The sequence below is a fragment of the Streptomyces sp. NPDC088745 genome (assembly GCF_044751045.1).
GTDB classification, from domain to species: domain Bacteria; phylum Actinomycetota; class Actinomycetes; order Streptomycetales; family Streptomycetaceae; genus Streptomyces; species Streptomyces cremeus.
The window spans coordinates 107,336-120,953 of sequence record NZ_JBIVLB010000001.1; the positions used below are offsets into that span (position 1 = coordinate 107,336).

Sequence of the window (13,618 nt, forward strand, 5' to 3'; positions counted from 1 at the left end):
CCCCCCCCGGGGGGACCCCGGTGCCGGGGTCAGTCCGTGGCGATGGCGTTCAGGATGTTGAGGCGGCCGGCGCGGAAGGCCGGGACCAGGGCGGCCAGCAGGCCCACCAGGGCCGACGCCGCGAAGACGGCCAGGATGGTGTTCCAGGGGATCTCCAGGATCCCGATCCCCTCCAGCGCCAGCAGCTTCTGCGCCGCCGTCCCCCACGCCAGCCCGAGCCCGAGCCCCAGCACCGCCCCGAACAGGGCGATCACCACCGACTCCAGCCGGATCATCCGCCGCAGTTGCCGCCGCGACAGCCCGATCGCCCGCATCAGCCCGATCTCCCGGGTCCGCTCGACCACCGACAGGGCGAGGGTGTTCACGACCCCCAGCACGGCCACCACGATCGCGAGCCCCAGCAGCCCGTACACGATGTTGAGGAGCTGATCGATCTGCGCCTTCAGGTCCTTCTTGTAGTCCGTGGAGTTCAACACCTTGTACTGCGGGTACGGCTCCACGGCCTTCTTCATCGCCGCGTACGCCGCGTCCGCCTGCCCGTCCGCCGCCTTCGCGAAGAGCATCATGTCCTGCGGCATGGACCGGGCCGGTATGTGCCGGGCGGCGGTCGCGATGCTCAGATACATCGCCCCCCTGTCGACATTGACGTCGTCCGACGTCACCGCCGCCACCTTCAGCCGCACGCTCCCGCCCCCGGGGAAGACGACTCCCAGCTCGTCGCCGACCCGCACCCCGTGCCGTTTCGCGTACTCCTCGCCCACCGACATCGCCCCGGGCTCGTACGCCTTCGCCAGCTCGCCGGAGACCGTCGCCCGCTTCAGGTCCCGCAGGTAGGAGGGGTCGGTGGCCGACAGCACGTGCCGCCCGGAGGTCCCGTCCGGGGCGGTGACCCGGGCGTCGACGCCCTTGTAGTGGGTGACGTGGGCGAGCCCGGCCACCTTCTCGACGGCCTCGCGCGCCTGCGGCAGCACCGGCTGCCCGTTGGTGGACCGTACGGTGAAGTCCGCCCCCACCGAACGGTCCAGCTCGTCCGTGGCCGAGGCGACCATCGAGGACGCCCCCACCGACAGGCACGCCACCAGCGCGAGCCCGATCATCAGTGCGGACCCGGTGGCTCCGGTGCGCCGGGGATTGCGCAGCGCGTTGCGCTCGGCCATCCGCCCCACCGGCCCGAACACCCGCAGCACCACCGCCGACAACCCCTTGACCAGGAACCCCACCAGCAGCGGCCCGATCACCACGAACCCAATGAGGCTGCACACCACGCCCACCCCGAGCAGCAGCGCGCCCTCGCCCGACTTCGTCGCCTGCGCCGCCGCGTACAGCCCCGCGCCGCCCGCGAGGGTCAGCACCGCGCCCAGCACGGTCCGTACCCGGCCGGACTTCCCGTCCGCCGGCACGCCGACCTCCCGCAGGGCCGCCATCGGCGACACCTTTCCGGCCCGCCGCGCGGGCAGGTAGGCCGCCACGACGGTGACGACGATGCCCAGCACCACCCCGATCACCGGGGTCGGCCACCGGAAGGTGAGGTCGGTGGTGGCCAGCCTCATGCCGATCGCGCCCATGAACTTCATCAGTCCGACGGCCAGCCCCACCCCGGCGGCGACGCCCAGCAGCGAGCCGACGACGCCGAGCAGCAGCGCTTCGAGCAGCACCGACCGGTTGACCTGTCGGCGGCTCGAACCGAGCGCCCGCATCAGCCCGATCTCCCGGGTGCGCTGGGCGACCAGCATGGAGAAGGTGTTGATGATCAGGAAGACGCCGACGAGGAGGGCGATCCCGGCGAAGCCGAGCATCGCGTACTTCATGACGTCGAGGAACGAGGCCAGGTCGCTCTTGTTCGCCGCCGCCTCTTCCGTCTTGGTCTGGTACGTGTACGTGCCCGCCCCCAGCGCGGCGCTCACCGTGGCCTTGAGCCGGGTCTCGGAGAGGCCGTCGCCGGCGGTGACGTTGATCCCGGTGAACCGGCCGGTGCCGCCGAGCAGTTGGCGCTGCGCGGTCGCGGTGTCCAGGAAGACGAGGGTGGCCCCCGGGTTGGTGGTACGGAAGGTGGCTATCCCGCTGATCCGCGCGGTGTGGTCGCCGGTCACGGCGATGGTCCGCAGTTCGTCGCCGAGCTTCAGCCCGTGCTTGTCGGCGGTGTCGGCGTCGACCATGACCTCGGTGGGGCCGCGCGGAGCGTGCCCGGAGGTGATGTCGAGGGAACGGGCGTCGCTGGAGGACCAGTTGCCCGCGAAGGTGGGGGCGCCGCTCTCGGAGCCCACGTTCTTGTTGTCGCCGTTGACGACGGTGACGGAGCCGCTGCTGACGGTGCCTTCGGCGTCCTTCACCCCGTCGGTCCGCTTCAGCGTGTCGACGGCGGCGGCCGGAACGGTGAGCGGGCGGCCGGCGTTCTCCGCGGACCGGTCGCCCTTCTCCTTCTTCGGCGTCACGGTGACATCGGCGGTGGTGCTCGCGAAGAGCTTGTCGAAGGTGGTGTTCATGGTGTCGGTGAACACGAGCGTCCCGCAGACGAACCCGACCGACAGCAGGACGGCGACGGCGGAGAGCGCCATGCGCCCCTTGTGCGCGAAGAAGTTGCGCAGCGAGGTCTTCCAGACGGTCATGACGTCCGCCCCCGCCCGTCGAAGGCCTTCATGCGGTCCAGTACGCGTTCGGCGGTGGGCCTGCGCATCTCGTCGACGATCCGGCCGTCGGCGAGGTACAGCACGCGGTCCGCGTACGAGGCGGCCACCGGGTCGTGCGTCACCATCACGATGGTCTGGCCCAGCTCGTCCACGGACAGCCGCAGGAAGTCCAGCACCTCGGCCCCGGACCGGGAGTCCAGGTTCCCGGTCGGCTCGTCACCGAAGATGATCTCCGGCTGGGCCGCCAGCGCCCGCGCCACCGCGACGCGTTGCTGCTGGCCGCCGGAGAGCTCGGTGGGCCGGTGCTTCAGCCGGTCCCCCAGCCCCACCGTCTCCACGACCCGCCGCAGCCACGCGGCGTCGGGCCTGCGCCCGGCGATGTCCATGGGCAGCGTGATGTTCTCCAGCGCGTTGAGCGTGGGCAGCAGGTTGAACGACTGGAAGATGAACCCCACCCGGTCCCGCCGCAGCCGCGTCAGCCGCTTGTCCTTCAGCCCGGTGATCTCGGTGTCGGCGAGGTGGATCTCGCCCGAGGTCACCGTGTCCAGTCCCGCGAGGCAGTGCATCAGTGTGGACTTGCCCGACCCCGAGGGGCCCATGATCGCCGTGAACTCCCCCCGCACGATGTCGACGTCGACATGGTCGAGCGCCACGACACGGGTCTCCCCCGTCCCGTACGCCTTCACGACCTGCCGTGCCCGCGCGGCGACGGCCGCGTTCCCGTGTGCGTCCCCCTGCTGGGGTTTGCCTACCGCCGTTGTCATGCCGAGTCCCCCTGTGCGCTCCCGAACTTCACCTGAAACCAAGCTAGGGAGGGGACCGTCCGGGCACGTCGCCCCTGGGTACCAAGCACGGGCTGGACCCAAGGGGGGAATCCGGCCCCTGCTTCTCAACCCTGGGGTGGAGCACGGGGTCCGGGGTTCTCCACCCGCTGCGCGCCCTCCCCCGCCCGACCTGCGGGTGAGACGCTGTGCCGAGAAAATACGTGCAGGGGGAAGGGAACGCGGTGGCCGACAAAGATGTAAGTGGCACGGGCAACGCCCCGGCCCGCGGCGGCACTTCGGGCATCGACGGCAACGCCCCCGACGGCGCTCCGGGCGTCGACGCCACCACCCCCGACGGCGCTCCGGGCGGCAACGACAATGTCCCCGCCGGTGCCCCCGGAGCGGACGCGGGCCGTCGCGGGCCGGTCGTCGCCGCGCTCATGCTGGGCATGGCGCTGGCCGCCCTGGACGGCACGATCGTCTCGACCGCCGTACCGCAGATCGTCGCCGACCTGGGCGGTTTCACCGTCTTCTCCTGGCTCTTCGCCGGCTATCTCCTCGCGGTCACCGTCACCCTCCCCGTGTACGGCAAGCTCTCCGACACCTTCGGCCGCAAGCCGGTCCTGATCACCGGCACAGCCCTCTTCCTGCTCGGCTCCCTGCTCTGCGCGCTCGCCTGGAACATGCCGGCACTGATCGCGTTCCGCATCGTGCAGGGCCTGGGCGGCGGGGCGATACAGGGAACCGTCCAGACCATCGCCGCCGACCTCTACCCCCTCAAGGAACGCCCCAAGATCCAGGCCAAGTTGTCCACCGTCTGGGCGGTGTCGGCGGTGGCGGGCCCGGCGGTCGGCGGCGTCCTGGCCACGTACGCCGACTGGCGCTGGATCTTCCTGGTCAACCTGCCGGTGGGGGCGCTGGCGATATGGCTGGTCGCGAAGTACCTGCGGGAGCCCGGCCGGGTCCGGGAACCCTCCGCCGCGCCCGTCCGTTCTCGTGTCGACTGGCCCGGTGCGCTCGCCGTCTTCGCCTGCGGCGGGCTGCTGCTGACGGCGCTGGTGCAGGGCGGGGTCGCCTGGCCGTGGCTCTCCGCCCCGTCCCTCGCGCTGCTGGCGGCGAGCGCCGTGCTGGTGGTCGTGGTCGTGCTGGTGGAACGGCGCGCCGCCGAGCCGATCCTGCCCGGCTGGGTGTGGCGCCGGCGGACGATCGCGGCGGTGAACGTCGCCCTGGGCATGCTCGGGCTGCTGATGGTGGCCCCGATGGTCTTCCTGCCGACGTACGCCCAGTCGGTGCTGGGGCTGGGCCCGACGGCGGCCGGCTTCGTGCTGTCCGTCATGACGCTGAGCTGGCCGTTGTCGGCGGCGCTGAGTCAGCACGTGTACGGGAGGATCGGCTTCCGTCAGACGGCGGTCGTCGGGATCTCGCTGGCGACGGTGATCCTGCTGGCGTTTCCGCTGCTGCCCTTCCCCGGCTCGGCGTGGATGCCCGCGCTGATCATGCTGCTGCTGGGCGGGGCGCTCGGCCTCTTCCAGCTCCCGTTGATCGTCGGGGTGCAGTCGACGGTGGGCTGGTCGGAACGGGGGACGGCGACGGCGTCGATCCTCTTCTACCGGCAGTTGGGCCAGAGCGTGGGGGCGGCGGTCTTCGGGGCGGTGGCGAACGCGACGCTGGCGGGGCGGCTGGAGTCCGCGCCGGCGTCGCTGCGGGACGGGCTGCCGGGGGACCTCGACTCGGTGTCCCACGCGTTGAGCGACCCGGACTCGACGCTGGGGGCCGGGGCGGCGGAGTACCTGCGCAGGGCGGTGGACGCGGCGGTGGACCACGTGTACGTGGGAGCGGCGGCGGCGGGGTTCCTGGCGCTGGTGGCATTGCTGGTACTGGCGCCGAGGAGGTTTCCGGTACTGGGGGACGGGGCGGGGGGCCCGGGGGCGGCCGAGGGGAGCCGGCCGGGGGCGGTCGACGGGGCGGGTGCGGGGTAGGGGGTGCGGGGCGCTGAGGGCCGGCGGCCGGGCCGCGGCCTCGTTGCGGAGGTGCCCGGTGTCGGGGTGGGGATTTTCCCCTGCCCGCCCCTTCCCGTAACCCTGCGGGGCTGGGAGGGGGCCTGGGCGGTGAGCGGTGTCGTGCGGGTGCATCGTGGCTGGTCGCGCGGTTCCCCGCGCCCCTTGCAGGGGCAGCCCAGCAGGGGGCCCAGCAGGGAGGGCGGGCAGCCGAGCGGGAAACCCAGCCGCGCAGCCGTGCATCGTGGCTGGTCGCGGCAGTCCCCCGCGTCCCTTGCAGGGGCGTCCCGGCAGGGGGCCCAGCAGGGGTGCCCCGTCAGGGACGCGGGGGACCGAGCGGGAACCCCCGGTCGTGCGGCCGGCGGAGGTCAGCCCTCCGTGGTCGCGCGGCCCGTCAGGGTCGCCAGGCTGTTGCGGACGTGGGCCATGTGCGCCTGCACCTCCTCGCGGGCCTCGTCGTGCTCCCGCAGCACCCGCTCCGTCTCCCGTTCGATCCGCGCCTCGACCCCCCGCGCCTCCGCCACCAGTTCCGCGGCCCGCGCCTCCGCGTCCTCCTGACCGTGGCGGGCCTCCTCCTCGGCCTCCGCCAGGTCCTTGCGGGCCGCCGCCAGCACCGCCTCCGCCCGCGAGGTGAGCGCCGCGAAACGTTCGTCGGCCTCCGCCTCGCGCTCGGCGACGGCCCGCTCGGCCGCCTCCCAGCGTGCGGCGTGCTCCTGCTCCTGATCGGTACGGATGCCCTCGCTCCGCTTACGGGTCTCCTTGAGGGCGGCCTGCGCCTCGGCCCCCCACTCCTCGGCGTCCCGGCGGGCGGCGGTCCGTACCCCGTCGGCCGCCGTGGCCGCCTCCGCCAGCAGCCGCGACGCCGTCTCCTCGGCCTCCGCGCGGACCCGCTCGGCCGCCGCCCGCGCCGCTTCCCGTACCGCCGAACCCTCCGCCACGGCCGTCGCCCTCAGCTCCGCGGCCTCGTCCTCGGCCTGCGTCCGCAGCTCGTCCGCCGACTCGCGCGACAGCGCCAGGATCGTCTGCGCCCGCTCGCCCAGCGACTCGTACGTCTGCGGCGGCAACTGCGCGACCCGCTCCCGCAGGGCTGCCGCCTCCGCCTCCATCTGCTTGGCCAGCACGGTCAGCCGCGCCGCCCGCTCCCACGCGTCGTCACGGTCGCGGAACAGCGCGTCGACACGGCGGTCCACCTGTTCCGGACGGTAGCCGCGGCCCCGCACCGTGGTGAAACCGTGGGGTGACGTCGATGCGTTCATCCTGTTTTCCCCTTTTCTCTGCGGCGACCAGGAAACAGGCCAGCACATTGCGACAGATCCTGATGTATCGGACTCAAGTGTCCGTAACCGAACACTCTGCCTGATGGCCACCCCCGTTCGAGAGAGGAGAACGACCGGGGCGTACGACCCGGTTCCTCAGGTCGTACGCCCCGGTCCCGCGACGGCCGCGCCCTACAGCAATCCGTCCCACATCTGTTCCAGCAGCACCGACCACCAGCTCTCCGGCGACGCCAGCGCCGCCGGGTCCAGCGCCGCCAACTGTGCCTGGAAGTCCACGGTCCAGCGCCCGGCCTGCTCGGGATTGAGCCCGAACCGCAGCCGCCACATCCGTCCCAGCAGGGCAAGCGACCGTACGAACTCGGGCAGGCCGGTGTTCACGAACTGCGGCGGCACCGGCGCACCGCCGGGGCCCGCCTCGACCGGCACGGCCACGATGTTCGCCGAGCCGTACTGCACGCACAGCGCACGCCCGAAGTCCGACCCCATGACCAGGTACGACCCGGCGTCCGACGCGGGCTGCACCCCGCGCTGCTGGGCCAGCTCGGCCAGCGTCGGCACCGGCTGCCCCGGCACGGCCTGCGCCCAGAAGAACGGCCCGAAGTCGACCGGCAGCCCGGCCCACATCAGCGTCACCGCCACCGCCTCCGGCACGCCCTGGCGCGACACCGCGTTCTGGTCGAAGCGGAAGACCGCCTGCGGCCCGAACGCCGAGACCAGCTCGTGCGCCACCCCGTCCGGACCCACCGGCGGGATCTGCGGCAACTGGCTCGGGTGCGGCAGCGGCGCCCGCACAGGGGCCGGCCGCGCCGGACCGTCGGCGACCTGGTGCAGCTCGCCCTGGTGGGTGAGCAGGTGCCGCATGCCCTGCTGGCGCGAGGTGTGGTCCGTACCGTACGGAGCGACGCTCGTGATCCGCACCTGCGGCCAGGTCTCGCGGATCATCCGCGCGCAGTAGCCGCCCGGCAGCTCGCAGGACGCCAGCTCCGTGTGCAGTTCGAGCACCTGCTGCGGCGGGACCTGCATCGCGCGCAGCTCGTGCAGCATCTGCCACTCGGGGTGCGGGGTGCCGGGCGCGCTGCGGCGGATGAGCTGCTGCTCGGAGCCGTCCTGGGCGCGGTAGCGCAGCACCGCCTGGTAGCCGGGGCCGACCGTGGGCAGTCCGGGCGGGGGCTGCTGCGGGTAGCCGTAGGCGGGCGGCGGCTGGTGCACGGCGTGCGGGGGCGGCATGTTCGGCGGCGGCATGTTCGCGGGCGGCGGCTGCAACGAGCCGTGCGGGGGCGGCATCGCACCGGGCGGGCCGGGCGGCTGCGGAGCCCCGGGACCGCCGGGCGGCGGACTGGCCAGCATCGTCGCGGCGTGGTGCACTCCCCCGCCGGGCGGCGGCGTCGACCCGGGCGGGCCGGGAGGCTGCGGCGCGCCCGGAGCGCCCGGAGCGCCGGGCGGGCCCGGAGGCCGCATCCCGCCACCGGCGGACGGCGGACCGGCGAGCATCGTCGCCGCGTGGTGCACTCCCCCGCCGGGCGGCGGCGTCGACCCGGGAGCGGCCGGGGGGCCGGGCGGACCGACCGGACCCGGCCGGCCGGGCTGCTGCGGGGAGCCCGGTCCGCCGCCGGAGCCCAGATGCGGAACCAGGGCCGTCGGTACGTAACCGCCCGCCGGAGCGCCGGGAGCCCCCGGTGCCGAGGGCGGAGGCATCGCGCCGGGACGGGCGCCCGGGGTACCGGGCGCGCCGGGCGGCGGCGGGGTCGTCGAGGCGCCGCCGCGCCGGGCGCCGGGCGGCAGGGTGGCCTTGCTGGTCGCGGCGTCGGCGATGTCCTCGGCCCCGGCGGGAAGACCAGGACGACCGGGGGCACCGGGGGCCGCAGGAGCCCCAGAGGCCCCCGGGGCTCCAGGAGCCGACGAAGCGCCCGGCGGCGGCGTAGCGGAACCGGCTGCGGGCCCCGAAGCGGAACCCGCTCCCGGCAGCGGCTGGGGGGCCGACGGGTCGGGCACCACCGGTGCCACGGCGGTGCTGGGGAGCCGGCTGCCGCCCTGGATCAGCGAGGTCTTGGCCTCGGGCCCGACGCCGGGCGGCGGGGTGTCGTCGTCGTCCGCCCCGACCAGCGGGGGCGCGAACACGGTGGCGGGCAGCGGAACCCCGCCCGCGTCCGAGGAGTTGGTGTCCGTCCCGGCCCACGGGGTCGCCCCGGCGGGAGAAGCGGGAGATGCGGGAGGAGCGGGAGTACCGGAAGCGCCGGGGCCCGAACCGGCCCCGGCGGGCGACCCCGCACCCGTCCCCGTACCCGAAGCGGAACCGCTCTCCGTACCGGAAACGGAGGAAGAAGCGGAGGCCGAAGCCGCCGCGGAACCGGACGTCCGGGATGCCTCCCCGGAACCGGCCGACCCCGAACCGGACGACCCCGAACCGGCCGACCCCGACGGCCTCCGGTCCGGTACGCCCGCCCGGTCCGCCGCCTCCTGCAACCACTCCGGCGGCGTCAGCAGGAAGGACGTCTGTTGCAGGTCGACGCGCTGCGGCGGTGCCGGAACAGGCTCGTCCGGTTCGCCCGCCGGGCTGCCGTAGGCCTCCTCGTACCGCCTGATCACCTCGCCCACCGGCATCTCCGGCCACAGCGTGGCCTCACCGCTGTCGCGGGCGATGACCAGGCGCTGCCGGCCGCCGTCGGAGACCGGACCGTTCTCCCGGTCCTCCGCCCACACCACGAACCCGAGGTCGAACTCCCGCACCCGCACCTCACGGTGCTGGTACGCGGGCACGTCCCCGTTGACCCACTCGTCTGCGCGCTCCTGCGCCTGCGCGAACGTCACCATCGGACCGTCACCCCCGTCGTACTCGTACTCGTCACGTCACACCTCGTCGGCGACGGGGACCACGCGGGCGAAACCGCCGTCCACCATCAGGTCGGCCACCGTCTGCAACTCCGGCGGGCTGCCCGCCAGCCGCTGGAGGAATTCGTCGAAGTCGTCGCCGCAGGGCAGCAGCAGCCGCTCCACCCGCTCCTGGACCGACCAGCCGTCCTGGTCCCGCGCGTCGTCGTACGCGCAGAACCACACCGAGCCGGTGTTCTCGCCGCGCACCTTCACGGCGAGGATCCCGCCCTGCACGAAGGTGACGCCGAGGTAGTCCTTGGTCAGGTGATCGCGCAGACACTTGTTGACGTACACCAGGTCGTTGACGCCCGCCTCGTCGCGCACCGTGAAGAACGGCTGGTCGACCAGCAGGCCCAACTCCGCGTCCAGCGCCGCCCCGACGGGCGCGCAGCCGCCCGCCGCCTTCAGGAACGAACGGTAGGCGCCGGGCAGCCGGTAGCCCAGGTCCTCCTCCACGCCCAGCACCTGGGACTCCGACACCGCGACCGTTCCCTTCGGCAGCCCGAAGTGCACGGGCCGCGTCTCCGCGAGCGGGCGGGTGCCGCGCTTGTCCTGGTCGACCGCCGTCGTCGCGAGTCCGCCGTGGTGCCGCAGCAGCGCCTTCACCTCGACCGGGACCAGGTGCATGCGCCGGGTGTGCGGTACGTGGTGCCAGGTCCAGCCGTGCGGGGTGGCGACCGGGTCGAGGGTCTCCCACAGCTCGTGGCCGTCGGCGTGCAGGGCGGCGTTGGCCGACACGTAGTCGGTCAGCCGCAGCTCGTCCACGCCGAAGCCCTCGGGGGGCTCGGCGATCTCGGCGGCGGCGCGGGCGTAGGGCGAGAAGTCCGGGAAACCCTCGTCGTCCACCCGCACCCCCTGGGGGTGGCGGGCGGCCCGGACCGGGTCCGGGAAGTTCACGAGCTGCCCGGCGTAGGCCGCATTCGGTGGCGCGGCCTCGTGCCCGAGCCGACCTGTCGTCATGGCTGTTGCCCCCTGCTGCGTCCGGCGGATTCACCACAGCCTATGCGGTGGGGCAACAGGGGGACCGCCCCCGTGGGGCGGGTGTGACGCTCGTACGAAAGGGCCGTGACCGGCGGTGGACCGCCCCTCCACGGGCCGTCACGCGCAGGCGTCCCGGGGTCCCCGCACGCCCCGCCCGCAAGCCGTCCGCACCCCGTCCGCGCCCTGCGGAAAAGGCGTGCGCAATCACCCGCACCGGGGTCTCTCAGGGGGGCGCGCACAAGGGCCCGGATCGGGGCACTAGGCCGAACCGGTGCCCCAGCTTCCCCACGACAGGGCACATTTGGCAGGCTGTCCCCGCAACTCGGGGGATTGCAGGGAGGGAACGCACCACCATGCACACTGCACAAACAGGAAACCCGCTCACGATGCGGGCAACGGGGACAACAGAGACGTCAGGAGTCGCGAGCACACCAGGAAGCGCCACCACGCATCCCACGATCCACCTCACGGGCAAGCGCGACGCGACGCCACCGGCACCGGCACCACCCACGCCGTCGGCATCAGCGGCACCCCCGGCGTCCCCGGCGGACCGCCCCTCCGGCGACCCCCGGCTCAGTTGGAGCAGCACCGGCGCCCCGCCCGCGCCGCCCACCCTCCGGCACCGCCGCGACGGCATACTGCCCACCGTGGCCGCCGCCCTGTCGGTGCGCGGCGCGAACACGCTCACCTGCACCGCGGGCAAGGGCGACCAGCCGCCCGCCCTGCACCCCCTCGTCCAGGACTTCCTGGACACCCTCACCAGCAACCAGCGCACCCGCGCCACCGGCCGCTGCCCCGAGGCGATCCTGCTCTCCCGGCACATCACCGCCGCCGAGTCCAGCCGCTCCAAGCGCGCCGCCCGCAAACCGCTCACCGCGAACGAGGCACGCCGCTCGCTCAAGCACTCCAAGCTCACCGCACGCCGCATCCGCGAGGACGGCGACCCGCTGCACGGCAGCTACGCACCGCCCTGCCGCTCCTGCGCACCGCTCCTCGCCCACTTCGGCGTACGTCCGGTGGACCCCACCGCCGAGAAGGGCTGATCCGCACCCCATGCCCCCCACCGCCCCCAACGGGCCCGCACACCTCAACACCAGCACCACCCGCTTCCCGGTCGCCGTCGACGCGGCACTGCGCGACGCGGGCTGGCAGCCGGGCCGCTGGGACATAAAGCAGGCCGAGCACTGGGCCGACACCCTGCGCGCCCACGTCTCCCCCGCCGGCCACCACCACACCGTCTTCCCGGCGGCGGTCGAGGCCTGGGCGGAATTCGGCGGCCTGCACATCAACCCGCCGGGGGCGGGCCGCCAGATCGCCCCCAGCGCGGTCCACCTGGACCCCCTCCACGGGCTCCACCTGGCCCGCACCTTCGCGGACCTCGGCCGCGCCCTGGACACCGGGATCTGCCCCCTGGGCCAGGAGGCCACCCCCGCCGGCGTCCCCCAGGCGACCCTGGCCATCGACGCGGAGGGCCGGGTCTACAGCCTCGACCACACGGGCGACTGGTACCTGGGCCACACCCTCGACGCGGCCCTCGCCACCCTGATAACCGGCACCCAGCCGCCCCGGCTGACCACCTGACACCCCGGGGCGGCACGGGCGGGCCGGGGCCCCCGCCCGCCCCGGCCCCGGACGCCCGCCCCGCCGGGGCCGAGCCACCCCGTACCCCCCACAGCGGCGGCGCCCCCCCTACTACCGCGACACCCCCACCACCGCACCCCTCCCTACAACGGCAGCACCGCCGACACCCGGAAGCCGCCCGCCTCCGTACCCCCCGCGACGAACACACCCCCCAGCGCGTTCACCCGCTCCCGCATCCCCACCAGGCCGTTCCCGCCGCTCGGCAGGCCGACCTCGACCGCCCCCGCGTCCGACACCCCGTTCTCCACCTGCATCGCCACCTCGCCCTCGCGATACGCCAGCCGCACCCGGACCTTCGCCCCGGCCGCGTGCTTGTGGACGTTCGTCAACGCCTCCTGCACCACCCGGTACGCCGTCTGCTCGACCAGGGCCCCGCACTCGGCCGGCTCCCCGTCCACGGACAGCTCCACCACCATCCCGGCCGCCCGCGACTGCTCGACCAGCGCCTCCACGTCCGCCAGGCACGGCCCGCCCTCGGCGGCCGCCGCGGCAGCCGCCGCCGCGGCCCCGACCGCCGCCAACGGCACCGGCCCCTCGGCGGCGCCCGGCCCGGCCGCCGCACCGCGCACCCCCTCGCCCGACCGCAGCACCCCGAGCATCTCCCGCAACTCGGTCAGCGCCTGCCGGCCCATGTCCCCGACCAGGGCGGCGTTCTTCACCGCCTTCTGCGGGTCCTTCAACGCCACCGCCTGCAACGCCGCCGCGTGCACCACCATCAGGCTCACCCGGTGCGCCACCACGTCGTGCATCTCGCGCGCGATCCGCGTCCGCTCCTCCGTACGCGCCCACTCCGCCCGCTCCTCGGCCCGGTCCGCGAGCAGCGACAGCTCCCGCTCCAGCGAGTCCGCCCGCTCCCGCAGACTCTCCATGAGCCGCCGCCTGGCCCCTATGTACAGCCCCAGCAGCATGGGCGGCGCCGCCATCCCCAGCGCCAGCACGAACGAGATGACCGCCGTGTACCCGACCCCCGGGTCGAACTCGGCGGCATCGTCACCCGCCAGCGTCCGCAGCCGCACCCACGACGCCACCAGCGTCCCCACGAACGACATCGACGCCAGCAACGCGGTGATCCGCCGCGGCACCTCGGACGCGGCGAGCGTGTACAGCCCGATGATGCTCAGCAGGAAACCCATCTCGGCCGGCGACACCGCGATCGACACCAGCACCACCGCGATCGGCCACCGCCGCCGCACCAGCAGCGACGACCCGACCACCAGGCCAAGCAGCACGCCGAGCACCGTCGGCACCCCGGTCTCGTTCGCGAACGAGAGCCCCTCGACCACGCACTCGCCCGCCGACACCACGGCCAGCCCGGCATCGAGCACGACACCGCGCCGCCGCTCCCACCACCAGAACCGCGGACTGGTCAGGTCCGCGTCGCCCCGGCTCTCCCCCGTAACGGTCATGCGAACCAGCCTACGGGCGACCCCCGCCCCGTTTCCTGCGACTTCTCCAGCCCG

General features: G+C 74.1%; 9 protein-coding genes. 3 read left to right on the plus strand and 6 right to left on the minus strand.

Annotation, left to right across the window (positions count from 1 at the left end):
• Positions 1-29 precede the first annotated feature (29 nt).
• Both ACIP93_RS00440 and ACIP93_RS00445 read right to left on the minus strand, forming a co-directional pair.
• Complete coding sequence (locus ACIP93_RS00440; RefSeq protein ID WP_401754054.1) at positions 30-2,606, minus strand: ABC transporter permease; 2,577 nt, start codon at positions 2,604-2,606, stop codon at positions 30-32.
• Entirely contained in the window at positions 2,603-3,391 is a 789-nt protein-coding gene (locus tag ACIP93_RS00445; RefSeq protein WP_345222179.1) for an ABC transporter ATP-binding protein, read from the minus strand. Before ACIP93_RS00445 ends, ACIP93_RS00440 begins: the two co-directional genes overlap by 4 nt.
• A 242-nt stretch (positions 3,392-3,633) precedes the next feature.
• Here ACIP93_RS00445 and ACIP93_RS00450 point away from each other — a divergent pair, with 242 nt between their 5' ends.
• Positions 3,634-5,370, plus strand: coding sequence for an MDR family MFS transporter (locus ACIP93_RS00450; RefSeq protein WP_401754059.1), 1,737 nt, complete (start codon positions 3,634-3,636; stop codon positions 5,368-5,370).
• Positions 5,371-5,756: 386 nt separating this feature from the next.
• Here ACIP93_RS00450 and ACIP93_RS00455 read toward each other — a convergent pair whose 3' ends face one another.
• The 3 genes from ACIP93_RS00455 to ACIP93_RS00465 form a co-directional block, all read right to left on the minus strand.
• On the minus strand, positions 5,757-6,644 hold the full coding sequence (locus ACIP93_RS00455) for a cellulose-binding protein (RefSeq protein WP_401754062.1): 888 nt from the start codon (positions 6,642-6,644) through the stop codon (positions 5,757-5,759).
• A gap of 192 nt (positions 6,645-6,836) precedes the next feature.
• A complete protein-coding gene (locus ACIP93_RS00460; protein WP_401754064.1) occupies positions 6,837-9,476 on the minus strand; it encodes an SUKH-4 family immunity protein in 2,640 nt (879 codons plus the stop codon).
• A gap of 36 nt (positions 9,477-9,512) precedes the next feature.
• Positions 9,513-10,496 carry an HNH endonuclease gene (locus ACIP93_RS00465; RefSeq protein ID WP_345222172.1) on the minus strand — a complete coding sequence of 328 codons (984 nt, stop codon included), beginning with the start codon at positions 10,494-10,496 and terminating at the stop codon, positions 9,513-9,515.
• Between the two features lie 407 nt (positions 10,497-10,903).
• Between ACIP93_RS00465 and ACIP93_RS00470 the strand changes: the two genes are divergently transcribed.
• Complete coding sequence (locus tag ACIP93_RS00470) at positions 10,904-11,560, plus strand: YwqJ-related putative deaminase (RefSeq protein ID WP_401755581.1); 657 nt, start codon at positions 10,904-10,906, stop codon at positions 11,558-11,560.
• 10 nt (positions 11,561-11,570) lie between these two features.
• Positions 11,571-12,098, plus strand: coding sequence for an SUKH-3 domain-containing protein (locus ACIP93_RS00475; protein ID WP_345222168.1), 528 nt, complete (start codon positions 11,571-11,573; stop codon positions 12,096-12,098).
• A 143-nt stretch (positions 12,099-12,241) separates the two neighbouring features.
• Here ACIP93_RS00475 and ACIP93_RS00480 read toward each other — a convergent pair whose 3' ends face one another.
• Positions 12,242-13,564, minus strand: coding sequence for a sensor histidine kinase (locus ACIP93_RS00480; RefSeq protein ID WP_401754068.1), 1,323 nt, complete (start codon positions 13,562-13,564; stop codon positions 12,242-12,244).
• Positions 13,565-13,618: the final 54 nt, after the last annotated feature.